Annotated in this window: 22 protein-coding genes and 1 pseudogene; 12 read left to right on the top strand and 11 right to left on the bottom strand. The window is 67.0% G+C overall.

Translation table 11 applies throughout. From position 1 onward, the window contains the following. Positions 1–236: 236 nt before the first annotated feature. The gene (locus V7082_RS11795; protein ID WP_334148739.1) at positions 237–629 is read right to left on the bottom strand and encodes a bactofilin family protein; all 393 of its coding nucleotides are present in this window, start codon (positions 627–629) and stop codon (positions 237–239) included. A gap of 398 nt (positions 630–1,027) precedes the next feature. After that, the gene (locus V7082_RS11790) at positions 1,028–1,501 is read right to left on the bottom strand and encodes a peroxiredoxin (protein ID WP_334148737.1); all 474 of its coding nucleotides are present in this window, start codon (positions 1,499–1,501) and stop codon (positions 1,028–1,030) included. Positions 1,502–1,796: 295 nt separating this feature from the next. On the opposite strand from V7082_RS11790, the gene V7082_RS11785 reads away from it, so the two are divergent. Further along, the gene (locus V7082_RS11785; RefSeq protein WP_334148736.1) at positions 1,797–5,483 is read left to right on the top strand and encodes a YhdP family protein; all 3,687 of its coding nucleotides are present in this window, start codon (positions 1,797–1,799) and stop codon (positions 5,481–5,483) included. 72 nt (positions 5,484–5,555) lie between these two features. Here the strand turns inward: V7082_RS11785 and tyrS are convergent, their stop codons facing one another. Continuing rightward, entirely contained in the window at positions 5,556–6,815 is a 1,260-nt protein-coding gene (gene tyrS, locus V7082_RS11780; protein WP_334148735.1) for a tyrosine--tRNA ligase, read from the bottom strand. A gap of 162 nt (positions 6,816–6,977) precedes the next feature. Here tyrS and V7082_RS11775 point away from each other — a divergent pair, with 162 nt between their 5' ends. Both V7082_RS11775 and V7082_RS11770 read left to right on the top strand, forming a co-directional pair. Further along, entirely contained in the window at positions 6,978–8,081 is a 1,104-nt protein-coding gene (locus V7082_RS11775; protein WP_334148765.1) for an anhydro-N-acetylmuramic acid kinase, read from the top strand. A gap of 130 nt (positions 8,082–8,211) precedes the next feature. After that, a complete protein-coding gene (locus V7082_RS11770) occupies positions 8,212–9,159 on the top strand; it encodes a DUF808 domain-containing protein (protein WP_334148733.1) in 948 nt (315 codons plus the stop codon). Between the two features lie 14 nt (positions 9,160–9,173). Here the strand turns inward: V7082_RS11770 and V7082_RS11765 are convergent, their stop codons facing one another. From V7082_RS11765 to V7082_RS11750, 5 genes and pseudogenes are all read right to left on the bottom strand, one after another. Beyond that, positions 9,174–9,782 (bottom strand): hypothetical protein, encoded by a 609-nt coding sequence (locus V7082_RS11765; RefSeq protein ID WP_334148731.1) that lies wholly within the window; start codon positions 9,780–9,782, stop codon positions 9,174–9,176. A 292-nt stretch (positions 9,783–10,074) separates the two neighbouring features. Beyond that, positions 10,075–10,839: a rhomboid family intramembrane serine protease gene (locus V7082_RS11760; protein ID WP_334148729.1), complete on the bottom strand. Its 765-nt coding sequence runs from the start codon at positions 10,837–10,839 to the stop codon at positions 10,075–10,077. A 240-nt stretch (positions 10,840–11,079) separates the two neighbouring features. Next, on the bottom strand, positions 11,080–11,385 hold the full coding sequence (locus tag V7082_RS21570) for a CZB domain-containing protein (protein ID WP_442909786.1): 306 nt from the start codon (positions 11,383–11,385) through the stop codon (positions 11,080–11,082). Positions 11,386–11,586: 201 nt separating this feature from the next. Further along, a pseudogene (locus tag V7082_RS21565) lies at positions 11,587–11,976 on the bottom strand (methyl-accepting chemotaxis protein); the annotation flags it as partial. A gap of 658 nt (positions 11,977–12,634) precedes the next feature. Next, positions 12,635–13,405, bottom strand: coding sequence for an alpha/beta hydrolase (locus V7082_RS11750; RefSeq protein ID WP_334148725.1), 771 nt, complete (start codon positions 13,403–13,405; stop codon positions 12,635–12,637). 307 nt (positions 13,406–13,712) lie between these two features. Here V7082_RS11750 and V7082_RS11745 point away from each other — a divergent pair, with 307 nt between their 5' ends. The 9 genes from V7082_RS11745 to V7082_RS11705 all read left to right on the top strand — a co-directional run bounded on the left by V7082_RS11745 (position 13,713) and on the right by V7082_RS11705 (position 21,594). Then, positions 13,713–14,195: an Rrf2 family transcriptional regulator gene (locus V7082_RS11745; RefSeq protein ID WP_334148723.1), complete on the top strand. Its 483-nt coding sequence runs from the start codon at positions 13,713–13,715 to the stop codon at positions 14,193–14,195. After that, positions 14,192–15,307, top strand: coding sequence for a cysteine desulfurase family protein (locus V7082_RS11740; protein ID WP_334148721.1), 1,116 nt, complete (start codon positions 14,192–14,194; stop codon positions 15,305–15,307). The genes V7082_RS11745 and V7082_RS11740 overlap by 4 nt, the downstream gene beginning before the upstream one ends. 45 nt (positions 15,308–15,352) lie before the next feature. After that, on the top strand, positions 15,353–16,822 hold the full coding sequence (gene sufB / locus V7082_RS11735; RefSeq protein WP_334148719.1) for a Fe-S cluster assembly protein SufB: 1,470 nt from the start codon (positions 15,353–15,355) through the stop codon (positions 16,820–16,822). After that, positions 16,822–17,094 (top strand): hypothetical protein, encoded by a 273-nt coding sequence (locus V7082_RS11730; protein ID WP_334148717.1) that lies wholly within the window; start codon positions 16,822–16,824, stop codon positions 17,092–17,094. Before sufB ends, V7082_RS11730 begins: the two co-directional genes overlap by 1 nt. Positions 17,095–17,178: 84 nt before the next feature. Next, complete coding sequence (sufC, locus tag V7082_RS11725) at positions 17,179–17,934, top strand: Fe-S cluster assembly ATPase SufC (RefSeq protein ID WP_334148715.1); 756 nt, start codon at positions 17,179–17,181, stop codon at positions 17,932–17,934. A 1-nt stretch (position 17,935) separates the two neighbouring features. Continuing rightward, positions 17,936–19,327, top strand: a complete 1,392-nt coding sequence (gene sufD, locus V7082_RS11720) for a Fe-S cluster assembly protein SufD (RefSeq protein ID WP_334148713.1) — start codon at positions 17,936–17,938, stop codon at positions 19,325–19,327. A 37-nt stretch (positions 19,328–19,364) separates the two neighbouring features. Beyond that, positions 19,365–20,627: a cysteine desulfurase gene (locus V7082_RS11715; protein WP_334148711.1), complete on the top strand. Its 1,263-nt coding sequence runs from the start codon at positions 19,365–19,367 to the stop codon at positions 20,625–20,627. A gap of 10 nt (positions 20,628–20,637) precedes the next feature. Next, positions 20,638–21,057, top strand: a complete 420-nt coding sequence (locus tag V7082_RS11710; RefSeq protein WP_334148710.1) for an SUF system Fe-S cluster assembly protein — start codon at positions 20,638–20,640, stop codon at positions 21,055–21,057. Positions 21,058–21,207: 150 nt separating this feature from the next. After that, positions 21,208–21,594 carry a HesB/IscA family protein gene (locus tag V7082_RS11705; RefSeq protein WP_334148709.1) on the top strand — a complete coding sequence of 129 codons (387 nt, stop codon included), beginning with the start codon at positions 21,208–21,210 and terminating at the stop codon, positions 21,592–21,594. Positions 21,595–21,655: 61 nt separating this feature from the next. Here the strand turns inward: V7082_RS11705 and V7082_RS11700 are convergent, their stop codons facing one another. From V7082_RS11700 to V7082_RS11690, 3 genes are all read right to left on the bottom strand, one after another. Then, positions 21,656–23,563, bottom strand: a complete 1,908-nt coding sequence (locus V7082_RS11700; protein WP_334148708.1) for a potassium transporter Kup — start codon at positions 23,561–23,563, stop codon at positions 21,656–21,658. A gap of 234 nt (positions 23,564–23,797) precedes the next feature. Then, on the bottom strand, positions 23,798–24,187 hold the full coding sequence (locus V7082_RS11695; RefSeq protein WP_334148706.1) for a type II toxin-antitoxin system death-on-curing family toxin: 390 nt from the start codon (positions 24,185–24,187) through the stop codon (positions 23,798–23,800). Then, the gene (locus V7082_RS11690; RefSeq protein ID WP_334148703.1) at positions 24,184–24,408 is read right to left on the bottom strand and encodes an AbrB/MazE/SpoVT family DNA-binding domain-containing protein; all 225 of its coding nucleotides are present in this window, start codon (positions 24,406–24,408) and stop codon (positions 24,184–24,186) included. Before V7082_RS11690 ends, V7082_RS11695 begins: the two co-directional genes overlap by 4 nt. Between the last annotated feature and the right edge of the window lie 311 nt (positions 24,409–24,719).

Here is a 24,719-nt window from a genome sequence, read left to right as displayed (position 1 = left end):
TTGATTTATCCACAAGCTTATCCACAGAGCTCGCCAATTCTGCAGATGGCAAGAACAAGAACAGAACACCATCCGGCGCGAACAGCTCAGCCTCTGTTCGGGGCGGCGGCGCTCGACACGAAAGAACGCAGTCCCCCCGAAGATCGTCGGGTGCGTCTCGGCGCGAGGGGCGACGGTCCGGTCTCGGTCCCGATACGGCCCGGGAGACCGAATGCGGACCGGACGCTGGATCTGGCTCAGGAGAGCGGCGGGGGCATTGCGGGATCGGCGGACGATGCAGCTTCGGTGGGCTCCGGCAACGCGCGGGTGAGGCCGGCGAGCGGATCGTCCGTCCGGCGCGACTTGCCCTCGAAGTAGGCGCCCTGCTCGATCGCCATGGTCTGGTGATAGACATCGCCTTCGACGTGCGCCGAGCTTTGCAGCAGCACGCGGCGCCCGCGGACCGTGCCGAGCAGGCGGCCACGGATTACGCACTCCTCAGCGATGATGGCCCCGGTGACACAGGCGCGCTCGCCCAGCACGACGTGCGTGGCGCGGATGTCCCCCTGCACCTCGCCCTCGATCTGGACCTCGCCCTTCGACATCAAATTGCCCTGGATGACAAGGTCGGCACCGATCACGGTCGTCATCAAGGAACTCCCGGGACGAAACGCTGCGCTCGCCGGCCTCGACCCCAGCATGGACGGCGGAGACGCCGGCGCGCTCAGCATGCTCGACATACTGGGCATGCTCGGCGGCAGGGCGCTTGGCTGCGTCCTCGCGGGGCTATCGTTGTCCGATTTCCGGAGTTGAGGCAGCATTCGTTGAACCTCCGCGGTTACGCCGTACCTGCGCGAAATTTCCGACCGCCATTCGGCTTTCTGGTGATCTGCGGCTCTTGAGCCAACCCCCGACCGGCGTGCTTCAGCACGCCCGTCCGGCACCATCCCCAAGGGCTCTCCTACCACGTCCTCCCGAGAGAATCACCCGCCTCCCCTCGTCTTTCTGTGTACAGCCGTGCCGAGCCGTCCGGCCCGGACCATCGCCCTCAGGCCGACGTCCTGGCCGCCTCGAGCGCCGCCAGCACCTCCTCGGCATGCCCCCTGGCAGAGACCTTGCGCCAGATGCGGACGATCTTGCCTTTCGGCGAGATCAGAAACGTCGCGCGCTCGACGCCCATGAACTTCCGCCCGTACATCGATTTCTCGACCCAGACGCCGTAGGCCATGGCCACCGTCTTCTCCTCGTCGGAGGCGAGCAGCAGATCCAGCTCGTGCTTGGCCTTGAACCGGTCGTGGCTCTTCGGGCTGTCGGGAGAAATGCCGATCACGATCGCGCCGGCATGCCCGAATTCCGCCGCGAGCGCGGTGAACTCCCGGGCCTCGATCGTGCAGCCCTCGGTATCGTCCTTGGGGTAGAAATAGAGCACCACCCAGCGGCCGCGGACGGCCTTGAGACCGGCCCTGCCACCGCCATCCGACGGCAGATCGAACGCCGGAGCCGGATCACCTTCCTTCAGCATCGGGACGCGCCTTTCTTTCGTCGCTTTTGGTGCGACACATCCATTGCTCGGACAAGGGATTCACTGGGCTTCTCCGCATTTCCGGACCACGGGTTCTTCGAGGCGCAGGCTGCGGCGACGCCCCTCGCGCGATCGGAAGCCGTTCCGCTCACGACCGGCGCTTATAGACGGTGTCCGGGCGCGGCGCCAATCGGGCGCCGCTGTGGGGCGAGACCGCTCCTGAGATAGCCGGGCCTCGGATATCGCCGGGCCTCGCAAACGTCCTTGCACTTCGTCGGCCGGAGACCGTTTGGGGATGACAACACACCGCTCCGGCACGACGCGCGGAAAACCGGCGCCTCCGAGGCCCCCGGGCGGGTTGCGCTACACGGCGCTGCGCACGGGCCGCGCCGCGCACCCGAGCGCGATGCGCCGGCGCCTCGGCCGGATCGCCCACCTCGCCGCGCTCGTGCTCGGACCCGTGGTGCTGCTATCGCTCGCCGCCGCCGCCGTCATCTACGTGCGCCTCATCCACGGCCCGGTGTCGCTCAAGTCCTTCAGCACGCGCATCGAGGCCAGCATCAACGCGGAGCTCGACGGGTTCAGGGCCGATATCGACGACGCGGCGCTCACGCTCGCCGAGGACTACACGGTCGAATTGCGCCTCATCAACCTGCGCCTCAACGATGCGGACGGGGACGTCGTAGCCTCTGCGCCGATGGCCGCCGTCGAGCTCGACAAAGGCGCTCTCTGGCGGCTCGAAGCCAACCCGGCGCGGGTCTACCTGATCGAGCCGCGCCTGACCGTCACCTACACGGACACCCAGGGCTTCTCGCTCAGCATCTCGGACGCGGACGCGGCAGGCGCGGAGACGCCCATCGTCCCGCCGCGCCCGATGCCCGCCCGGCCACCGGCGCGCGACGGCGGCGCGCACGACGCGCTTGCCCCCTCCTTCCACCGCATCGACGTGGCGCGCATTCTGGCCGAAAGCTCGGCGCACGCGCGGCGCGGCACATCGCATCTCCGGGAGCTCGGGGTCCGCAATGCGACGGTCGCCATCTTCTACAATGGGCAGATGAGCGAGATCAGCGTGCCCGAGGCCGCGGTCGACCTCGAGCACAGCAAGCGGCGCAGCATCATTTCCGGCACGGCGACGATCGCCTCCGAGAAGGGGCCCTGGTCGCTCGAGATCCGCATGGACGAGGCCGGCCGGCGGGATACCCTCAAGCTCGCCGCGACGGTACGCGACCTCGTTCCGAGCACGCTCGCCAAGATCTCCCCCGGATTCGGCCTGCTCGCCATGCTCGACACGCCGATCGCCGGCGAGCTCGCACTCGAGCTTTCCACCGACGGCGATCTCAAGACGGCAAATATGGCGCTCGATCTCGGTCATGGCTTCGTCCGGCTGCCGTCGGCCTCCGATACGCCGATGCTGCTCGACGGGGGGCGGCTCGCGCTTGCCTACGACGCGGACGCGCGCCGCCTCACGCTCGCGCCGTCGACCTTCAACTGGGGGGAGAGCCACGTCACGCTCGAGGGCGCGGTGGCGAACGACCCCTCGGCGGGCGGCGCGCCGCAGTGGCATTTCGGCGTCCGGTCGACCGGCGGGGCGCTCGCCGCGGAGGAGTTCGGTGTGGCGCCGATCGGCATCGGCGATTTTGAGGCGCGCGGACGCATCATCCCCAGCGAAGGCGTGGTGCAGCTCGGCGGGCTTTCCCTCAAGGCGGGCGACGGCGAGGTGACGGCCAACGGCGAAGTGATCAGCGGCGGAGGCAGACCGAGCACCCGGATCGAGGCGTCGCTCTCGTCGATGCCGCTTGCGACGCTGAAGGCGCTCTGGCCGCGGGCCGTGGCTGCCGCCGCCCGCACGTGGGTCGGATCGCAGGTCGAAGCGGCGCACATTCAATCGGCCTCCTTCAAGCTGCTTTCGGGACGCTTCGTCGAAAGTGACGACCCCGCCGAAAATGTCGACCCTGCCGGCGCCTCCGGCCAGCAGCGGCTCTCGGCCATCATGGAGGTCACGGACCTCAGGATGGAGCCGCTGCCGAAAAGCCTCCCGATCGAGGCGCCGCAGGCCACCATTCGCCTCGAGAACAGCACCCTCGAGGTCACGGTGCCCCAGGCGGAGATCATCGCCAGCGAGACGGGCCGGCTTCCGCTCAGCGGCGGGCGCTTCACCGTGGTCGACGTGACGCACGATGCCCCCGTTGCGGAGCTCGCGCTGAAATCGGAAACCTCCCTTGCAACGCTGATCGATACGCTCAATCACAGCCAGCTCAACCTGGCCGGCCAGGGGCCGCTCCCCATCGAAGGGGTGGACGGGCGGGTCGAGGGCGAGATCGCGATCTCCATGCCGCTCGTCAGCGGTGCAAGCGTTGTGAAGACCGAGGGCAAGGCGCGCATCAGCGACCTCAAGGGAAGGGGCAAGCTGGGGGGCCTCGACCTGCAGGGCGGCACGATCGAGATCGAGGCCTCCGACGCCGGAGTGGTCGCCAAGGGCGACCTGATGCTCAACGGCGTGCTCGCCAAGCTCCAGATGCACCGCATCCTCGACGCGCCGCCCGAAATGCAGCCGCCGATCCGCATTTCGGCGACGCTGGACAACACCGACCGCACGCAGCTCGGGCTCGACGTCAATCATCTGGTGCAGGGCAACGTGCCGGTCGAGATCACCATCACGCCGAAGACCGACGCGCCGTCCGACGTTCATGTGCGCGCCGACCTCACCAACGCCGAGCTCCTCTTCACCACCGTCGCCTGGCGGAAGGCACCGGGGCACGCTGCGTCGCTCGAATGCGACGTCGATACCTCGGACCCGGCGAGAACGCTGCTCAAGAACTTCCGCGTCGTCGGCGACACCATCGCCCTCGACGGCTGGGTCGCGATGAACGAGAAGCGGGATTTGAGCGAGTTCTCGTTCCCGAACTTCTCGCTCAACGTCGTGTCGCGGCTGCAGGTCTCGGGCAAGATCAACCCGCAGCGCGTCTGGAAAATGACGGTCAAGGGCTCGACGTTCGATGCGCGCGACCTGTTCCGTTCGCTGCTCGCCCTCGGCAAGGCGGCGGATGCGCCGGTGCGGCAGATCCATCCGGCAGCCGGCGTCGATGTCTCGGCCACCATCGATACCGTGCTCGGCCATTCCGGCATCTCGCTCAGAGGCTACACGGCGAAGATCTCGGAGCGCGGCGACCAACTTGTCGAGGTCGATGCGCAGGGCGCCTTTGACGGCGGCAAGACGCTGACCGTGCGGCTCAAGCCGAATGGGCCGCGGATGCTGACGGCGGAATCAGACGATGCCGGTCAGGCCTTCAAGCTGGTCGGGTTCTATCCCAACGTGCAGGGCGGACGCCTGAGGCTCGAAATCGACCTCGAGGGGCGGGGCGATGCGGAAAAGAGCGGCGTTCTGTGGGTCGATAATTTCCGCGTGCTCGGCGACCCCATCGTCTCGGAGGTTTACTCGAGCGCCGGCAGCGCGCCTCCCGACACGACGAGCCGGAAGCGGAAAGTCGAGCGAGAGGTGTTCGAATTCCAGCGCCTCAAGGCGCCGTTCTCGATCGGGCACGGTCAATTCGTGCTCGACGATTCCTACGTTCGTGGCCCGCTGCTCGGGGCCTCGATCCGCGGCAAGGTCGACTACAACAGCCGCTCCATCAACCTCGGCGGCACCTACGTGCCCCTGCAGGGCATCAACTCGGCGTTCTGCGAGATCCCGCTGGTCGGGCCGATCGTATCCGGCTTCGACTGCCAGGGCGTGTTCGGCATCACCTACGCCATCCAGGGCTCGATGTCGCAGCCGCAGGTGCTCGTCAATCCGCTGTCGATGTTCACGCCGGGCATCCTGCGCGCCATCATGGAAATGACGAATCCCAATCCGCAGGTGCAGGCGCCGCGCGAGCCGGAACGCCGCGCGTCGTCCGCCGATAGCGGCGTGGTCGACGGATGGTCGTCCGAGACGACGCCGACCGACGGGAAGAAGGGCGCGAAGAAGAAGAAGAACCCGTAGTCGTACGTGATATCTCGCGGGCCGGCGCAAATGCGCAGGCCGTTGGCCTCACGCCGGGTCTCGCACGGGCGCTTACACTGCCTTCAACAGCACGTGCCGCTTCTTGCCGAGCGAGAGCTTGATGACGCCTTCGGGCGTGAGGTCCGTTTCCGTAAGCTGCGCCTTCTCGTCCGTCACGGTCTTGTCGTTGACCTTGAGGCCGCCCCCCTTGATCTGACGGCGCGCTTCGCTCGTCGAGGCGACCAGCCCCGCCTCCACGAATTGGGTCAGGAGGCCGACGCCGGATTCCAGCGCCTCGCGGCCGATCTCGACCGTCGGAAGTCCGGCGGCAAGTCCGCCCTGCTCGAACGTCGTGCGCGCGGTTTCCGCGGCGGCCTCGCCCTTCTCGCGGCCGTGCACCAGCGCCGTCGCCTCGGTGGCGAGCACTTTCTTGGCCTCGTTGATCTCGGCGCCGCCGAGGCCTGCGAGCTTCGCCACCTCGTCGAGCGGCAGCGTGGTGAAGAGCTTGAGGAAGCGCGCGACGTCGGCGTCCTCGGTGTTGCGCCAGTACTGCCAGTAGTCGTAGGCGGAGAGCTGGGCCTCGTTGAGCCAGACGGCGCCGGAGGCGGTCTTGCCCATCTTGGCGCCGGAAGCGGTCGTCAGCAGCGGGCAGGTCAGCGCGTAGAGCTGATGCGCGATCCCCATGCGCCGGCCGAGGTCGATGCCGGTGACGATATTGCCCCACTGGTCGGAGCCGCCCATCTGCAGGTTGCAGCCGTAGCGGCGCGCGAGCTCCGCGTAATCGAACGCCTGGAGCAGCATGTAGTTGAACTCGATGAAGGAGAGCTCCTGGTCGCGGTCGAGGCGGAGCTTCACCGAATCCATCGACAGCATGCGGTTCACCGACATGTGGCGCCCGACATCGCGCAGGAAATCGATGTAGTTGAGGCTCGCGAGCCACTCGGCGTTGTCGAGCATCAGCGCGTCGGCCTTGCCGTCGCCGAAGGACAGGAACTTCGAAAACACCGTCTTGATCTGGTTCTTGTTGTCCTCGATGGTCTCGAGGGTGAGGATCCGGCGCGTCTCGTCGCGACCCGACGGATCACCGACGCGCGTAGTGCCGCCTCCCATCAGCGCGATGGGCTTGCCCGCTCCCGTTTTCTGCAGCCAGTGGAGCATCATGATCGACAGCAGGTGGCCGATGTGCAGCGACGGGGCCGTGCAATCGTAGCCGACGTAGGTGACGAGCTTGCCCTCGCGAGCCAGCGCGTCCACCCCTTGCTCGTCCGAGCACTGGTGGATGAAGCCGCGCTCCGTCAGAATATTGAGAAAGTCGGATCGGAAATTCGTCATGATGGGCTGGAAAGACCTTCTGCTGCGCCGCCGGTCGGGCGCGGGGCGCTGAGTTTTTTCGTGAGGCCGGTGATTTACGCTTCGGACGGGTAGAGTAGAGTCCGAAGCGATCATGACCTGGCGGGCTGGAACATGCATGAGGAGGGCGCGGTGAGCAAGCGGATGGGCGAGACCTGGCGCGCACTCGGCCTCATGAGCGGCACCTCGCTCGACGGCATCGACGTGGCGGTGATCGAAACCGACGGCGAGCAGATCCTCGGCCGGGGGTTCGCCGCGACGTATCCCTATTCCGACGCCTTCCGCGACAAGCTCAGCGCCGGGCTTGCCGAGGCGGCCACGCTCCGCGACCGCACGGCGCGTCCGGGCCGGCTCAAGCTCATCGAGCAGTACCTGACGGAACTGCACGCGGAGGCCGTCGGCCACTACCTCGCCGATCACCAGATCGCTGCCGACAGCATCGACCTCGTCGGGTTCCACGGGCAGACCGTGTTGCATCGGCCCGAGGCAGGCCTGACGGTCCAGCTCGGCGACGGGGCGCTGCTGGCACGCCGCCTCGGCCGGCCCGTCGTCTACGACCTGCGCGCCGCCGACGTGGCCGCGGGCGGCCAGGGCGCGCCGCTCGCGCCCGCCTACCATCGCGCGCTCGCGGCGGGGATCGCAGAGCGCCCGCTGGTCGTCCTCAACCTCGGGGGCGTCGCCAACGTGACCTGGATCGGCCACGACGGCACGCTGATCGCCTTCGACACCGGGCCGGCGTCGGCGATGATCGACGACTGGGTGAAGGCAAAGCTCGGACAGCCGTTCGACGCCGGCGGCGGGATCGCCGCCTCCGGACGCGTGCGCGAGGACATCGTCGCCGGCTGGCTTTCGCACCCCTATTTCGCCGCGCCGGCGCCGAAGTCGCTCGACCGCAACGCGTTCGATGCCGGCCCGATCGCAGCCCTCTCGCCAGAGGACGGCGCCGCGACGCTGACGGCGTTCTCGGCTGCGGCCGTTGCCGCCTCGCGCGCGCATTTTCCCGAAGCGCCACGCCTCTGGATCGCCGCGGGCGGCGGGCGGCGCAATGCGAGCCTCATGAACATGATCGGAGAGCGTGTCGGCGCGCCCGTGCGGCCCGCCGAAGCCTTCGACATCGACGGCGACAGCGTCGAAGCGGAGGCGTGGGCGTTCCTCGCCGTGCGTGCGCGCCTAGGTCTGCCGATCACGTTCCCGGGAACAACGGGCGTCGCCGAGGCGCTTACGGGGGGCGTGGTCGCGGACGCCTGACCACGCGTCCCCTGACGCCGCCCGCCCCTCCGGTCCCGGACGTCCGTCCGTACCCGGTGATCTTGCGCGCCGTTCGCGGGTCAGGAAAGGTGGCCGGTGTTCAGGACGGACTTTAAGGGGACACGCGACGATGAGCGGCTTGCTGGCATTACTGGATGACGTGGTGGCGCTGACCAAAGTCGCGGCGGCGAGCCTCGACGATGCGGCGGCCCAGGCGATCAAGGTCGGGGGCAAGGCGGCGGGCGTCGTGGTCGACGATGCCGCCGTGACGCCCCGTTACGTTACCGGCCTTGCCGCAGAGCGCGAGTTGCCGATCGTCGGGAAGATCGCGCTCGGCTCGATCAAAAACAAGCTCGTCTTCCTGCTGCCGGCGGCGCTGCTGCTCAGCGTCTTCCTGCCCCAGGCCATCACGCCGCTCCTGATGCTCGGCGGGTTCTATCTCGCTTACGAAGGCTTCGAGAAAGTCCTGCATTGGGTGTTGCACGAGGCTCCCGCAACGATCGTGTCGGCGGCCGGAGAGCTCGACGCGCAAGCCCTTGAGGACCGACGCGTGGCCGGCGCGATCCGCACCGACTTCATCCTGTCGGCCGAGATCATGGCGATTGCGCTCGCCAACATCACCGCGCCGGACCTCCTCACCAAGGCGTTCGTGCTGGCCGCCGTCGCGGTGCTCCTCACGGCCGCGGTCTATGGAGCAGTGGCGCTGATCGTCAAGGCGGACGATTTCGGCGTCGCGCTCGCGCTGAGGGGCGGTGCCGTCTCGGGCCCGGTCGGGCGGGCCCTGGTGCGGGGCATGCCGCCCTTCCTGCAGGTGCTGACGGTCGTCGGCACGCTCGCCATGCTATGGGTCGGCGGCGGCATTCTCGTGCACGGGCTCCATGCCTACGGCATCAGCGGGCCGGAGCACTGGATCGAGGCGCTTTCGCACGCGGCGCGCACCGCCACCCCGGTTGCCGGCGAGGCGCTGGCGTGGCTCGCCGGAGCCTTCGGCGCGGCGATCGTCGGGCTTATCGCCGGAGCGGCGACCGCAGTGGCCGTCAAGATCGCGTCCGCGCCGTTCGCGAAGGCCCGGGCGTAGGGCACCTCACCGGCTCAGGTCTCTCGCGATGCTGTCGGCGATGCGATCCTAATCGCGCCGGACACCATCACCAGAACCACGAACAGCAGGTGGCCGAGAATTTCCAGGTTCTCCTCGAACAGGTCGCGGGAGAGGCTGCCGGTCATCAGCCCATCCCAAAGGTGGCGGTCGAACGTCTTCGAGACGGCGTAGGTCCAGAGAACCGCCATCAGCAGCGTGACGATCGTCCTGTTGGAAAAGAAGGGCTCGAGGCGGTCGCGCGCATGAGAGGCCCACCAGAGCAGCACGACGATGGCGATGTAGAAACCCGTGTTGGTGGTGCGGAAATGCAGCTCGCGCAGGAACAGGCAGAGCGCGAAGATCGCAAGCCATTTGTAATACGGCGCGGGTCGCGTGGCCGCGAGCCACCCCGCGACGACGACGCCGACGGCGAGAATGATCGGGGAGATGATCTCGGCGCTGTCCTTGGTGAGGTAGGGAGCGAGCCAAGGCAGCGTGTTCAAGGCCACAATGACGATCGCACCGAGGAGCGGCACGGCCAGCACCCACGGCGGCGTCATCCGCAAGAGACGCACGGCCGTCGTCCAGTGCCACGACACCGCGGCGCTCACCTGCTCCCGCATGAACCGCTCCCCGTCACATTGTCATGGAAGCGATGTAACCGGCATGCGCTGCAGGCCGTCAATCACGCGGCGGCCGATTGGCGATTACAAGTCCCTTACAAATCCGGACAGGAATCCTGCGGCACCGTCTAGTGTCCCGATTCCAAAGTTCGCTTGAGTTTGCGGCTAGGTCCCATAGCGAACTTCGAAATCATTAAGGGACACTAGAATCATGAACTTGCTAGTGTGATTCAGATCGAGAAATTCGCTCGGGAGCAGGCCGCTTGATAGGGCGAATTTCTCGATCATCACACTAGCGGCGCCACCACCATGTCATCCAACGCATCCACGTCGTCCAAGGCCAAAGGGCCGAGCGCGTTGCGGCGTGGGTTTCCTCGACGGCATTTGCCGGCGGCGCGAGGCGGCGCACCAGAACCCATCCGGCAAGGAAGCCGCCGATGTGGGCCCACCAGGCGACGCCGCCGGCGCCGGGCAGCGCGAGAGACCCGAGCCCTTGCATGACCTGGGCCGCGAACCAGAGACCGGCGAAGAGGAGCGCCGGCATCATGAAGAAGACCGGGAGAAAAACGATGGGCTGCAGAACGTTGACCCACGCATAGGGAAAGCGGCGCGCGTAGGCGGCGATGACGCCGGCGATGGCGCCGGAGGCGCCGAGCGCCGGCACGGGTGAGAAGAGATTGAAGACGACGTGCAGCACACCCGCCGCGAGGCCCGAGGCGAGATAGAGCGCCAGGAAGCGTCCCGAGCCCAGCCTGTCCTCGAGCGCCGGGCCGAACACCCACAGGACCCAGAGGTTCGAGGCGATGTGCATCAGCCCCCCGTGCAGGAACATGCTGGTGAGGAACGGGGCGAGGTTGGCGCGGCTGGCGCCGTGGGCCGCAGCCCAGGCGCCGTCGGTATAGCGCGCGGGCACCAGCGCGAAGGCGTCGACGAAGGCCGCGGCGTCGGCTTCAGACAGCGTCATCTGGTAGAGGTAAGCCGCGACACAGAGCGCGATCACCACCCAGGTGATCCGCGGCGTCGCCGTGTACGGAATGGTGTTGTTGGTGGGGATCATGAGGCCCGGGCTCCCTCGCGGCGAGGGGGGGCCGCCGCCGTCGGCAACCGCCCTCGTGCTCCATCCGATAACGAGGCCCAGCCTAGAGCGTGATCATTTTTGATTGAATCGGGATCACGCTCTATCTCTTTGATGAGACCGATGATTCACACTTCAGGCTGATAGGGCCTGAAGTGATCATGGTCTAAAGCCCGATCGCCGGCGAGGCGAGCGCCCCGCATGTGGTGCCGTGCGCCGCGTTCAGCGCGCGATCAGCCGGTCCAGAAGACGCACCACCTCGGCGGAGGCGCGCTCCATCTCGGCGACCTCGCGATAAGCACCCTCGCGGTCGCCCGACGCATAGAGCTCCGCGGCCCGGCGCCCGTGGCTGTGCACGGCGCTGTGGTGGGCGTCGAGCTCGCGGAAGGCCGGCAGCCCGCGCAGCTCCGCATCCTTGACGCCGAGATACCATTTGCCGAGGCGGCAGGCGGTATGGTCGACCAGCTCGGCTGCGCTCAGCCGGTTGAGGCCGGCGAGCATTTCGTTCAGCCGCTTCTTCCACAGCATGTGGTCGGCCTTGGCGCGGTGCAGAACGTAATCGGCGACGGCGCGGCCCTCGAGCGCGTCGAGCTCGACCGCGATCAGCTTTTCGGAGCCGGCGACGGCCTCGATCGCGCGCCCGGCGTTGACGGCGGCGGCGCAGCTGCGGTCGGCGATGGTCGTCACGCTGCGCGCAAGCTCGCCGGTGGCGCTGGCCTGCTCGCCCAGCATGCCGGCGATATCGCGCATGTGCGCGGTGTTCTCCTCGATGGTGCCCTTCAAGGCGCCGATCTTCTCGTGCGCGGTGGCGGTCACGGAGCGGCCGGTGGCCACGGAGCCGTCGACGCTCTTCATGGCCGCACTCAACGTCATCACCTCGCTCTGGAGCTGGTGGATGCGGAGCTGGATATCCTCGGTGGCGCGGGCCGTCTGGTTGGACAGCCCCTTCACCTCCGCGGCGACGACGGCGAAGCCCTTGCCCGCTTCGCCGGCACGCGCGGCCTCGATGGTGGCGTTCAACGCGAGCAGATTGGTCTGCCGCGCGATGGCCTCGATGGTCGCCACGATCTCGCCGATCTGAGTGGCGGCGCGCTCGAGCGACTGGATCGTCTCGCCCATGGCGGAGACCCGGCCATAGATGGCGTCGATGGAGTCGTGGGCGGCGGAGACGGCCTTGGCGCCGTCGGCCATCAGCTCCGAGCCATGCGCCATCGACTGCGACGAGGTGTTGCCGAGGCGCGCGATCTCGTGCGTGGTGGCGTCGAGCTCGGCGATGGCGGTCGACATGGTTTCGGACAGGCTCGCGATCTCGCGCACGTCGCCCACCGTGCGCGCCACGGCGGCGACCGCATCGCTGGCCGAGGTCGAATGGGCAACGGCCTGACTGAGGTCGGCGCGATCGCGCTCCGCGAGCGTGGCGGCAAGCTTGTCGATGGCGGCGCGCAGCGGGGCCGGCGCCCCTGCCGTATCAACCTTTTGTCCTTCGGCCAGCGCTGCCAGCATACCTGCGAGCGCGTCCCAGTCACAGGCCGCACCGATCGCGGCCGACGTGCCCCGCGGGCCTCCGGCAGATACCTTCGGCCTCGCCAACAGATTGAGCATTGCGTTTCCCCCTTCGCACGTGCGGGCGATCACGCAACACATCGACCCGACACACTGTCGAGCCTTACGCGGAAGACATTATCGCAATCTTAATCCGGCAGGCGCCGCGATGCCGCGGCTCACTTGCCGCAGATGGGGAGCCGTGCGGACGGAAATGGAGACGCCTGCCCCGGCGCTACTCGTCGTCGCCGTCGTCGACATCGGCCGCGCCGCTCGCGGCTTCCTCGCGCTCGCGCTCACGCTCCCGCTCACGGGCCGCCTCGCGCTCCTTCTCGCGCTCCTTCTGGCTCTCGCGGTCGGCGAGCGCCTTCGCAAGGCGCATGTCGAGATAGCCGCCAACGACGGTTTCCAGCTCCGGCGTCCTGTCCTCGAAGAAGTGGTTGGCGCCGGGAACGATCTCGTGGTCGATCTTGATGCCACGCTGCGTCTTGAGCTTGCTCGTCAGCTCGGCGACCGAGTTCGACGGCACGACGCGGTCCTTGTCGCCGTTGACCATCAGTCCCGATGAGGGGCACGGCGCCAGGAACGAGAAGTCGTAGAGGTTCGACGGCGGCGCGACGCAGATGAAGCCGTCGATCTCGGGCCGGCGCATCAGAAGCTGCATGGCGATCCAGGTGCCGAACGAGACGCCGGCGATCCAGCAGTACTTCGCATCCGGCTTCACCATCTGCAGCCAGTCGAGCGCGGAGGCGGCATCGGCGAGCTCGCCCGGGCCGCCGTCCCAGAAGCCCTGGGAGCGGCCGACACCGCGGAAATTGAAGCGGAGGACCGAAAACCCGCGCTGCGCGAACGTATAGTAGAGGCTGTAGACGACCTGGTTGTTCATTGTGCCCCCGAACTGCGGGTGGGGGTGCAGGATCAGGGCGATCGGGCTATCAGCCGCCGGCTCGTGATGGTAGCGGGCTTCGATGCGGCCCGCAGGCCCATTTATGATCAGCTCGGGCATCAGTTCCTATTCGCTTTGGGTTCTTGAGGTTGGCGGGCTCGACGGGGGCGCTCGGGCACTCGAAGACGCATTATCCAACGTTCACGACATCGTGCCCAAGAGAATGCTTGATTTCCCCGCTCGGAATTTTCATATTCGGATTACAAGATTAGAACAGTTCGAAAGAGCGGTCTCTCTCGAGCGGCCGACTTTCTCGCTCAACCCAGCGTATGTGGCGCTCAGCCCGCGTCTCTTAGCACACGTGGGGTAGTTCGTTGCAAGCAGTATGCGCCCCGGGGCCTACGGGGGCGGACAGGCGGTGAACGGCATGGAACTCAACACACGCGGTCGCTATGCGGTCATGGCAATGGCGGATCTCGCGAAGTACGGCGATGGCGGCTCGGTGCCGCTGTCGGCCATCGCGCAGCGCCAACAGATCTCCCTCGACTATCTCGAGCAGCTCTTCCTCAAGCTCAGGCGCGCCGGACTGGTCGACAGCGTGCGCGGCCGCCACGGCGGCTACAAGCTCGGGCGGGCGGCCGGCGATATTTTCGTCGCCGAGGTGATGAGTGCGGTCGAGGAAGGCACGCGCATGACGCGCTGCTTCGGCGACAGCACGCCCGGTTGCGTCGGCGACAGCCGGTGCCTGACGCATAACCTCTGGACGGCGCTCGGCGAACGCATCGAAAGCTTCCTTGCGGGCGTCAGCCTCAAAGACGTCATCGAAGGACTTCCCGGCACGGCGCCGGTGGCCGGCGGCGTGCTGCACACCTCATCCTCGATCGCAACCCTGGAGGGACCGGCGCAGTGAGCCTTGTGCGCACATACCTCGACTACAACGCGACGGCGCCGCTGAGGGCGGAAGCGCGCCAGGCCGTCGTGGCGGCGCTCGACGCGTTCGGCAACGCGTCCTCTGTGCATGCCGAGGGGCGGCGGGCGCGCGCGGTGATCGACGAGGCGCGCGAAGCGGTGGCGGCGCTCGTCAACGCGGAGCCCGGCGAAGTGGTGTTCACGAGCGGGGCAACGGAATCCAACGTGTGGGCGCTCTCTCTGCCCTGGGAGCGGATCGCGCTGGCCGGCATCGAGCACGATTCGGTGCGCATCCCGGCCGCACGGCTTGCGGCGGCGCGCGGGGCCAGTGTGATCGAGGTGCCCGTGACGCACGACGGCGTGGCCGATCTCGACGGTGTCCCCCTCGACGCAGCGACGCTCCTCGTCCTCCAGTGCGCCAACAACGAGACCGGCGTGCGGCAGGACGTGGCGGAGGCGGGCCGGCTTGCAACACGACACGGCGCGCGGCTGCATACGGACGCCGTGCAGGCGCCCGGCCGTATCGCGGTCGATTTCAAGACGCTCGGCGCAGCGACGATGAGCCTTTCGGCGCACAAGATCGGCGGCCCCAAGGGGGTCGGCGCGCTGGTGGTCGGACACGGCGTGCCGCTCGAGCCGCTGCTCGCCGGCGGCGGGCAGGAGCAGCGCCGGCGCGGCGGGACGGAAAACGTGGCGGCCATCGCCGGCTTCGGCGCGGCGGCCAAGGCCGCGCTTCGGGATCTCGACGATGCGGGCCGGATCGCCGCGTTGCGGGACCGGCTCGAAACGGAGGTCCGCCGCGCGACACCGGAGGCGATCATCGTCGGCGGGGATGCGCCCCGCCTGCCGAACACCTCGTCGATCGCGCGTTCCGGCGTGTCGGCGGAAACGCTGGTCATCAGGATGGATCTGGCGGGACTGGCGGTCAGCGCGGGCGCGGCGTGCTCGTCGGGCAAGGTCGGCGAGAGCCACGTGCTCGCCGCCATGGGGCTTCCCCCCGAGATCGCCAACAGCGCGATCCGCGTGAGCCTCGGGCCCGAGACGACGGAACAGGATATCGCGGCGTTCCTTGCCGCCTGGACACGGATCTGCGGCGCATCGCTCGCCGCGTGAGCTTTAGAACAACACGGCCCCCGGCCGCACATGAAGGTGAAGGCAATGGCTGCAGTCAAAGAGACGATCGAAACCGTCAAGACGATCGACGTCGACCAGTACAAGTACGGCTTCGAGACCAAGATCGAGACGATCAAGGCACCGCGCGGCCTCAGCGAGGATATCGTCCGCTTCATCTCGGAGAAGAAGGGCGAGCCCAAGTGGATGCTCGACTGGCGGCTCGAAGCCTACGCGCGCTGGCGCAACATGATCGAGCCGAGCTGGGCCAAGGTCTCGTATCCCAAGATCGACTTCGACAACCTCTACTACTATGCCGCTCCCAAGAGCACGGAGGGGCCGAAGAGCCTTGCCGAGGTCGATCCGGAGCTCATCCGCACCTACGAGAAGCTCGGCATTCCGCTCAAGGAGCAGGAGGTGCTGGCGGGCGTCTCGGGGGCGCGCGTGGCGGTCGATGCCGTGTTCGACAGCGTGTCGGTCGTGACGACGTTCAAGGAGGAGCTGGCCAAGGCGGGCGTCATCTTCTGCCCGATCTCGGAGGCGATCCGCGAGCATCCCGAGCTCGTCAGGAAATACCTCGGATCGGTCGTGCCGCAGGGCGACAACTTCTATGCCGCGCTCAACTCGGCGGTGTTCTCCGACGGCTCGTTCGTCTACGTGCCGGAGGGCGTGCGCTGCCCGATGGAGCTTTCGACCTACTTCCGCATCAACGAGAAGGAGACCGGCCAGTTCGAGCGCACGCTCATCATCGCCGACAAGGGCTCCCACGTCTCGTACCTCGAGGGTTGCACGGCGCCGACCCGCGACGAGAACCAGCTGCATGCGGCGGTGGTCGAGCTCGTGGCGCTCGACGATGCGGAGATCAAGTACTCGACCGTGCAGAACTGGTATCCCGGCGACAAGGACGGCAAGGGCGGCGTCTATAACTTCGTGACCAAGCGCGGCGACTGCCGCGGCCATCGCTCGAAGGTCTCGTGGACCCAGGTCGAGACCGGCTCGGCGATCACGTGGAAGTACCCGAGCTGCATCCTGCGCGGCGACCATTCGCGCGGCGAGTTCTACTCGATCGCCATCTCGAACGGACGCCAGCAGGTCGACAGCGGCACGAAGATGATCCATCTCGGCAAGAACTCCTCGAGCCGGATCATCTCCAAGGGCATTGCGGCGGGCCACTCGCAGAACACGTATCGCGGGCTCGTCTCGGCGCACCGCAAGGCGACGGGCGCACGCAACTTCACGAACTGCGATTCGCTGCTCATCGGCGACAAGTGCGGCGCGCACACCGTGCCCTACATCGAGGCGAAGAACGCCTCAGCGCATTTCGAGCACGAGGCGACCACCTCCAAGATCTCGGACGACATGCTGTTCTATTGCAGGCAGCGCGGGCTCTCGGAGGAAGAGGCGGTGGCGCTGGTCGTCAACGGTTTCGTACGCGACGTGCTGCAGCAGCTGCCGATGGAGTTCATGGCCGAGACGCAGAAGCTGATCGGCGTCAGCCTCGAAGGGAGCGTCGGGTAATGAGCGACCATTGGTTCAAACCCAAGACGTACGGATACGGCGCCGCTCCGGCCAACTGGAAGGGATGGGCCGCGACGGCGGGCTTCATCGTCGCGACGTGGGCCATCCTTTGGCCCTGGATCCTTTCGCCGTCGCTCGCCAGCGAGCAACCGAGCGCAGCGGGGATTGCGGCCACGATCGCCATCCTCGCGGTCGCCACGCTCGGGTTTGTCTGGCTTTCGAAGATCAAGACCGACGGCGCTTGGAAATGGCGGTGGGGCGGCAAGGACTGACCTCTCGGCACAGCTGAGAGGAGACAAACGGAACAACGACGGCCGACGGCGGGCCGAAACCGGAAGACGACTGAGGTAACTGGAATGCTTGAGATCAAGAACCTGCATGTGAAGCTCGAGGACGAGGACAAGGAGATCCTCAAGGGGCTCTCGCTCACCGTGCCCAAGGGCGAGGTGCATGCCATCATGGGCCCGAACGGCTCCGGCAAGAGCACGCTCGCGCACGTGCTCGCGGGCCGCGACGGCTACGATATCACCTCGGGCGAGGTGCTGTGGAACGGCGAGAGCCTCGTCGAGCTGGCGCCGGACGAGCGCGCCGCGAAGGGCGTGTTCCTGGCGTTCCAGTATCCGATGGAGATTCCCGGGGTCGCCGGGCTGACGTTCCTGCGCACGGCCGCCAACGCGGTGCGCAAGAAGCGCGGCGAGGCGGAGCTTTCGACGCCCGAGTTCATGAAGCTCGTGCGCGGCAAGGCTGAGCAGCTCAACATCGACATGGAGATGCTGAAGCGGCCGGTCAACGTCGGCTTCTCGGGCGGCGAGAAGAAGCGCGCCGAGATCCTGCAGATGGCCGTGCTCGAGCCGACGCTCTGCGTGCTCGACGAGACCGACAGCGGCCTCGACATCGACGCGCTCAAGATCGTCGCCGACGGCGTCAACGCCCTGCGCGGGCCGGATCGCTCGATGCTCGTCATCACGCATTACCAGCGGCTCCTGAACTACATCGTGCCGGATCGCGTCCACGTTCTCGCGAACGGCCGGATCCAGGCGTCCGGCGGCAAGGAGCTCGCGCTCGAGCTCGAGACGTCCGGCTATGCCGGCTACCAGGGCAAGGCGGCCTAAGATGAGCATCGCGCAGCAGATCAAGACCGAGAGCAAGGGCCGGAGCGCGCCCGTGCAGGTTCTCAGGACCAAGGCGGAGACGGCGCTGGCGGACGCGTTCGCAGCCGTCGAGCGCCGGCTCCCCGGCGGGGACTGGCTGCGCCAGCTCCGGCGCGCGGCGGCGGGTGCGTTTGCGGCCGAAGGGCTGCCGCACCGGCGCGTCGAGGAATGGAAGTTCACCGACCTGCGGACCCTGATGCGCGACGCCTTCCCGTTCGCGCCGCCCGCGGCCGCACCGAAGCCGGCCGCGGTCGAAGCCATGGTGCGCGACGCGCTGCCGGGCGCCGACCTGACGAAGGCCTTTGCCGCGATCGTCGACGGCCAGGGTGCAGGCGGAGCCGGCCTCGCGTCCATATCCAAGCTCGACGGGGCCTTTCTCTCTCGCTTCATCGATCACCCTCCGGCCTGGATCGAGGCGGAGATCGGCGAGGTCGGCGGGCATGTCACCGACGGCGTGCTGGCGCTCAACACGGCGCTCTTCACGGAGGGCATCGCGCTCGACATCGCGGACGGCCGCGAGATCGAAACGCCGGTGGCACTGATCTTCGGCGACGCGGGCGGGGAGGCGCGGTCCGTCGTGACGCGCAATGCCGTGCGCGTCGGCAAGGGCGCGAAGCTCGTGCTCGTCGAATGCCACCTGGCGCCGACGGCTCCGCGGCAGGTCAACACGCTGACCCAGCTCGTCATCGGAGATGGCGCTGAGGTCGTGCACATCAAGCTCGTTGCCAGCCGCGAGGGGTCGATCCACCTCGGCCGCACAGTGGCGCGGCTCGGAGCGAACGCCAGCTACCGGCCGTTCCAGATGGTGGCGGGCGACGGCGTGGTGCGCAACGACCTCGCCGTGACCTTCGGGGGGCAGCATTCGACCTTCGACCTCGGCAGTGCGAAGCTCGTTGACGGGCACGGACATGCCGACACAACGCTGATCGTCGATCACGCGGTGCCGCATTGCACGAGCCGCGAGCTCGTCAAGTGCGTGCTCGCGGACGAGGCACGCGCCGTGTTCCAGGGCAAGGTCATCGTGCGGCCGCACGCGCAGAAAACCGACGGCAAGCAGATGGCGCAGGCGCTCATGCTGTCGCCGAACGCGGAGTTCGACAGCAAGCCCGAGCTCGAGATCTACGCCGACGACGTGGTCTGCGGTCACGGCTCGACATCGGCCGAGATCGATCCGGAGCTCATTTTCTATCTGCGTTCGCGCGGCATCCCGCTCGAAGAGGCGCAGGCGATGCTGGTCGAGAGCTTCGTCGGCGAGGCCATCGACAAGGCGGAGCCCGAGACGGTTCAGGGAGCGCTTCGCGGCCTTGCCCGCGGCTGGCTCAAGCGGGAAGCTCCCGGCCGGTCGGCAGTCTGAGTTCGTCGCAACCGCGGCCAGGAGAGGGGACGGCAGGATGACAACGGCAGCGAAAAAGAAGCCACAACAGGCCGCGGCGACGCCTTACGACGTCGAGCGCATCCGGACGGACTTTCCGATCCTCTACCGCGACATCTACGGGAAGCCGCTGGTCTATCTCGACAACGGCGCTTCGGCGCAGAAGCCGCTGCCGGTGATCGAGGCGATGGATCACGCCTACCGCTTCGAGTACGCCAACGTGCACCGCGGGCTGCACTACCTCTCGAACACGGCGACGCAGCGCTTCGAGGAAGCGCGCGAGATCGTGCGCCGCTTCCTCAACGCGCCCTCCGCAGACCAGATCATCTTCACGCGCAACGCGACGGAAGCCATCAACCTCGTCGCCTCGTCGTTCGGCGCGATCGAGATCGGCGAGGGGGACGAGATCGTGCTCTCGATCATGGAGCACCACTCGAACATCGTGCCGTGGCATTTCCACCGCGAGCGCAAGGGGGCCGTGCTCAAGTGGGCTCCGATCTCGGATTCGGGAGAATTCCTGATCGACGAGTTCGAGCGGCTCCTCACCCCGCGCACGAAGATCGTGGCGCTGACGCACATGTCGAACGTGCTCGGCACCGTGGTGCCGATCAAGGAGGTGATCGAGATCGCGCATGCGCGCGGCATTCCGGTGCTGGTGGACGGCAGCCAGGCCGCCGTGCATCTCCCCATCGACGTGCGGGATCTCGACGCCGATTTCTATGTCTTCACCGGGCACAAGACCTACGGGCCGTCCGGCATCGGCGTGCTCTACGGCAAGAAGAAGCACCTCGACATCATGCCGCCCTACCAAGGCGGCGGCGAGATGATCGAGATCGTGGAGGTGGACCGCATCACCTACGGCAAGCCGCCGCACCGGTTCGAAGCCGGCACGCCGGCCATCGTCGAGGCGATCGGCCTCGGCGCCGCCCTCTCCTACATGATGCAGGTGGGGCGCGACCGGATCGCCACCTACGAGGCCGAGATCGGTGCCTATGCGCTTGAACGGCTCCAGGAGGTGCCGGGACTGACTGTGCACGGCACCGCCAAAGGCAAGGGCGCGATCCATGCGTTCTCGATGGACGGCCTGCACCCGCACGACGTGTCGACCATCATCGACCGGTCGGGAATCGCGATCCGCGCGGGGCATCACTGCGCGCAGCCGCTGATGGAGCGGCTCGGCGTCACCGCGACCTGTCGCGCCTCGTTGGCGATGTACAATACCAAGGCCGAGGTGGATGCGCTCGTCGCCGCGCTCACGCGCGCCAAGGATCTTTTTACCTGATGGAGGAGTGATGTCCGAACTCGAGACACAGCCCTGGCCGGAGGCGACCGCCGAAAGCGGTGCCAAGCCGGACGTTCCCGCGGAGGGCGCGCCGGCGGCGGGCTTCGCGCTGCCGCAAGAGGAGCTGGAGCGGCTCACGGCAGACATCGTGGCCGCTCTCAAGACCGTCTACGACCCCGAGATCCCGGCCGACATCTACGAGCTGGGACTGATCTACAAGATCGATATCGGCGAGAACCGCGAGGTCGCCATCGAAATGACGCTGACGGCGCCGGGCTGCCCGGTGGCCGGCGAGATGCCGCAGTGGGTCGAGGATGCCGTCAATGCGGTGCCGGGCGTGTCCGGCACGAAGGTGACGCTGACGTTTGATCCGCCCTGGGACCAGAACCGTATGTCGGACGAGGCGCGGCTGGCGCTCAACATGTTCTGAAGGGTGGACTTCCGCGCTTCGGGCGAGCCTCGGCCGGGCGGACATCTCGCACCAGGGGCCCCCGCGCGCTATATTGCGTAGGGATCTCGCTTTGCGGGCAAAGCTCGCCCGTGTCACTTCTTGGCGTTGAACCAGGACAGCAGCACTTCCATGACCAACCAGACCTCCGCCTCTCCTCCCCGCCGGGTCCGCCCCAAGGTGCTGACCATGACCCAGCGCGCCGCCGAGCGGGTGCGCGCCATCATGGCGTCCAAGGGGCCTGAGATCGTGGGGCTCAAGATCGGCGTCAAGAAGGGCGGCTGTGCGGGCATGGAGTACACCATGACCTGGGCCGACAGCATCGGCAGGTTCGACGAGGTCGTCGAGCAGGACGGGGCCCGCGTGATCGTCGATCCGCAGGCGGTGCTGTATCTCCTCGGCACGGAGATGGACTACAGGACCGACAAGCTCTCGGCGACATTCGTGTTCAACAATCCGAACCAGACGGGCGCCTGCGGGTGCGGCGAGAGCGTGAACCTCGTGCCGGCGAAAGAATAGGCAGCGAGCAGCCGGCAACAGGCAGGCCATCGGCAGTATCGAATGCGTCCTGCCCGAGTGCCTAGATCGCGACCTGCGTGCCGACCTCGACCACGCGGTCGGTCGGAATCTTGAAGTAGGTCGTCGCATCCTCGGCGGTGCGCGCGAGCCAGATGAAGAGCCGCGCCTGCCAGCGGGGCATCTCGGACTTGGTCGTCGTCCTCAGCGAGCGGCGCGACAGGAAGAACGATGTGGCGCCGATGTCCACGTTGAGGTCCTTGCGCCGGCAGCTCTCCAGAATCTTCGGGATGCTCGGGCTTTCCATGAAGCCGTAGGAGGCGATCACGCGCACGAACGTCTCGTTCGAGCGGTCCACCTCGACCCGCTCATGGCGCGGCACGCGCGGCGTCTCCTCGGTGCGGATCGACAGCACGATGTTGCGCTCGTGGAGCACGCGGTTGTGCTTCAGGTTGTGCATCAGGGCCGTCGGAGCCGCGTTGACGTCCGACGACAGGAAGATCGCCGTGCCCGGCACGCGCGCGGGCGGCTTGGCCTCGAGCTTGCGGACCAGCCAATCGAGATCGGCCTCGTTGCGGCGGGTGATCTTGAGCAGGATGTTGTAGCCGCGCACCCAGGTGAACATGACGAGCGCCAGGACGCTCGCGATGGCGACCGGGAACCAGGCGCCTTCGAACAGCTTCAGGATGTTGGCGGCGAAGAATGTCTGCTCGATGAGAAGCAGCGGGATCATCAGGCCGGCCGCCTTCCAGAGCGGCCAGTTCCAGTACTTCCAGACGACGAAGAAGGCCATCAGCGAATTGATCACCAGCGTGGCCGTGACCGCGACGCCGTAGGCATTGGCAAGGCTCGACGACGTCTTGAAGGTCGCAACCGTGATCACGACGGCGATCATGAGCAGCCAGTTGACGCGCGGCAGATAGATCTGCCCCGCCATGGCTTCGGACGTGTGCTTGATCGCGAAACGGGGCAGCAGCCCGAGCTGGATCGCCTGGCGCGCGAGCGAGAACGCGCCGGTGATGACGGCCTGGCTCGCGACCACGGTGGCGCAGGTCGCCAGGATCACCATCGGCGCGAGCGCCCACTCGGGATAGAGCAGGTAGAACGGATTTGCGAGCGCTTCTGCGTTCGCGAGCACAAGGGCGCCCTGTCCCATGTAATTCAGCATGAGGGCCGGAAAGATGAAGCCGACCCAGGCCACCTGGATCGGCTTGCGGCCGAAATGGCCGAGATCGACATAGAGCGCCTCGGCGCCGGTGACGGCGAGGAACACGAGGCCGAGGACGGTCAGGCCCAGGATGCCGTGCGCGGCGATGAAGCTCACGCCGAACCATGGATTGAGCGCGGTCAGCACCGCGGGGTTGTCCTGGATGTGCAGCAGGCCGCCGCCGGCGAGCGCCAGGAACCAGACGACGGTGAGCGGTCCGAAGAAGCGCGCCACGCGCGCCGTGCCGTGCGACTGCACGCTGAAGAGCCCGACGATGATGACGAGCGCAATCGGCATGACCCAGTGCTCGAACACGGGCGACACCAGCCGCAAGCCTTCGACGGCGGAAAGCACCGAGATGGCCGGCGTGATGACGGCATCGCCGTAGAAGAACGAAGCTCCGGTGATGCCGAGGGCGAGGAGCAACGGCGTGCTCCGCTTGGCAACCGACTGGCCAAGCGCCATGAGGGCGAACGTACCGCCCTCCCCCCTGTTGTCGGCGCGCACAAGCACGATCACGTACTTCAGCGTGACGATGAGGATCAAGGCCCAGAAGATGAGGGACAGGACGCCGAACACGGCCTCCGAGTTTGCGGGGCTGCCGCCGCTCGCGGCGCGCACGGCCTCGCGGAACGCGTAGAGCGGGCTCGTGCCGATGTCGCCATAGACGACACCGATACATCCGACGACCAGTGTCCAGAACGGTGCACCGTGTGCCGTTTCGACAGGCTCGCCACCGGTTTCGGTGGCCTTAGCGCGTGCCACGATCTGGCCTCTTACGAAGCTGTAAAAATTCCGGCGCTTATACGCCGGTTCCCGGGAGCTTGTAAGCCGTCAAATTCGGCGCGCGCGATGCGGTTCCAGCTTGACACCCACGGCGGTTATGTCTTTCGGCGCTGCCCGCTAGAGCCCCTCTGATAGACTTGGAAGTAAGGCTCTAGGTTTTGGTTTGACGCGTTTTCTTAACGCGAAGTGGTGTCCACTTCGCTTGAAAACGCTTCAGCCGGGCGCCGGCAGGGTATCGCGGATCCAGCGCGCGAGGCCCTCCTCGTCGATCTCGCCGGCCGCGAGACCTTGGATCGCGACCGTCGCCTCGGCCGGCTTGGGAGCGAACGGGATAGCGTTCTTTCGCAAGAAGGTCATGGCCACCATGAAAGCAGCGCGCTTGTTGCCGTCCACGAAGGGATGGTTCCGAGCGACGCCGAACGCGTAGGCGGCCGCCAGCGCGGCGTAGTCGGTTTCGCCGAAAGCCCATTTGTTACGCGGGCGATCGAGGGCAGATTCCAGCATGCCCTCGTCACGCAAGCCTGCAGGCCCGCCGAATATGGCGAGTTGCTCGGCGTGCATGCGAATGGCCTGATCCTTCGTGATCCATCTCGGCTCGCTCATTTGGCGAGCGCTTTGAGCGTTGTGCGATACTCTTTCATGACCTCGCGGGCAATGCGCATGGTCTCCTCGTCGTCATCCGCAAAGGGCGTGACGGAGAATGACCGCTCCGGCCCCTCGGTGACGAGCACATGATCGCCTTGGGCGAGACCCAGGCGCGCGAGCAGCTCCTTCGGCAGGATGAGGCCCGTCGAATTGCCGATCTTCTTGATCTCGAGCTTCATGGGCGTGGCTCCCTATGTTGTACAAATTGTATAACACAGGCTATGGGGCGTTGTACAGAATGTAAAACTTGCCCCTTTTACACCATGGCCGGGTCAAGCCCGGCCATGGAGTTATTGAGGGGGTTGGGGGCGGGGAAACCGCCGCTAGGCCACGGCGCGGTCCATGGCTTCCAGCTCGTCGATCATGCCCTCGATCACCTTGAGACCTTTCGACCAGAAGGCCGGGTCCGCGGCATCGAGGCCGAACGGGGCGAGAAGCTCCGAATGGTGCTTCGAGCCGCCGGCCTTCAGGAGATCGAAGTACTTCGTCA

It is taken from the genome of Hyphomicrobium sp., assembly GCF_036833075.1.
In the GTDB taxonomy this organism is placed as follows: domain Bacteria; phylum Pseudomonadota; class Alphaproteobacteria; order Rhizobiales; family Hyphomicrobiaceae; genus Hyphomicrobium_C.
The sequence above is the reverse complement of the archived record's forward strand: the minus strand, read 5'-3'. Positions and strand labels throughout refer to the sequence as shown.

Bases quoted from the DNA above. Each gene is read 5' to 3' on its own strand.
- V7082_RS11775 (WP_334148765.1), top strand. From the start codon at position 6,978: ATGGGCGAGACCTGGCGCGCACTCGGCCTCATGAGCGGCACCTCGCTC.
- V7082_RS11785 (WP_334148736.1), top strand. From the start codon at position 1,797: ATGACAACACACCGCTCCGGCACGACGCGCGGAAAACCGGCGCCTCCG.
- V7082_RS11695 (WP_334148706.1), bottom strand. From the start codon at position 24,187: ATGAGCGAGCCGAGATGGATCACGAAGGATCAGGCCATTCGCATGCAC.
- V7082_RS11750 (WP_334148725.1), bottom strand. From the start codon at position 13,405: ATGCCCGAGCTGATCATAAATGGGCCTGCGGGCCGCATCGAAGCCCGC.
- sufD (WP_334148713.1), top strand. From the start codon at position 17,936: ATGAGCATCGCGCAGCAGATCAAGACCGAGAGCAAGGGCCGGAGCGCG.
- V7082_RS11730 (WP_334148717.1), top strand. From the start codon at position 16,822: ATGAGCGACCATTGGTTCAAACCCAAGACGTACGGATACGGCGCCGCT.
- V7082_RS21570 (WP_442909786.1), bottom strand. From the start codon at position 11,385: ATGCTGTGGAAGAAGCGGCTGAACGAAATGCTCGCCGGCCTCAACCGG.
- V7082_RS11715 (WP_334148711.1), top strand. From the start codon at position 19,365: ATGACAACGGCAGCGAAAAAGAAGCCACAACAGGCCGCGGCGACGCCT.
- tyrS (WP_334148735.1), bottom strand. From the start codon at position 6,815: ATGACGAATTTCCGATCCGACTTTCTCAATATTCTGACGGAGCGCGGC.
- V7082_RS11790 (WP_334148737.1), bottom strand. From the start codon at position 1,501: ATGCTGAAGGAAGGTGATCCGGCTCCGGCGTTCGATCTGCCGTCGGAT.
- V7082_RS11705 (WP_334148709.1), top strand. From the start codon at position 21,208: ATGACCAACCAGACCTCCGCCTCTCCTCCCCGCCGGGTCCGCCCCAAG.
- V7082_RS11690 (WP_334148703.1), bottom strand. From the start codon at position 24,408: ATGAAGCTCGAGATCAAGAAGATCGGCAATTCGACGGGCCTCATCCTG.
- V7082_RS11795 (WP_334148739.1), bottom strand. From the start codon at position 629: ATGACGACCGTGATCGGTGCCGACCTTGTCATCCAGGGCAATTTGATG.
- V7082_RS11710 (WP_334148710.1), top strand. From the start codon at position 20,638: ATGTCCGAACTCGAGACACAGCCCTGGCCGGAGGCGACCGCCGAAAGC.
- V7082_RS11765 (WP_334148731.1), bottom strand. From the start codon at position 9,782: ATGCGGGAGCAGGTGAGCGCCGCGGTGTCGTGGCACTGGACGACGGCC.
- V7082_RS11760 (WP_334148729.1), bottom strand. From the start codon at position 10,839: ATGATCCCCACCAACAACACCATTCCGTACACGGCGACGCCGCGGATC.
- sufB (WP_334148719.1), top strand. From the start codon at position 15,353: ATGGCTGCAGTCAAAGAGACGATCGAAACCGTCAAGACGATCGACGTC.
- V7082_RS11745 (WP_334148723.1), top strand. From the start codon at position 13,713: ATGGAACTCAACACACGCGGTCGCTATGCGGTCATGGCAATGGCGGAT.
- sufC (WP_334148715.1), top strand. From the start codon at position 17,179: ATGCTTGAGATCAAGAACCTGCATGTGAAGCTCGAGGACGAGGACAAG.
- V7082_RS11770 (WP_334148733.1), top strand. From the start codon at position 8,212: ATGAGCGGCTTGCTGGCATTACTGGATGACGTGGTGGCGCTGACCAAA.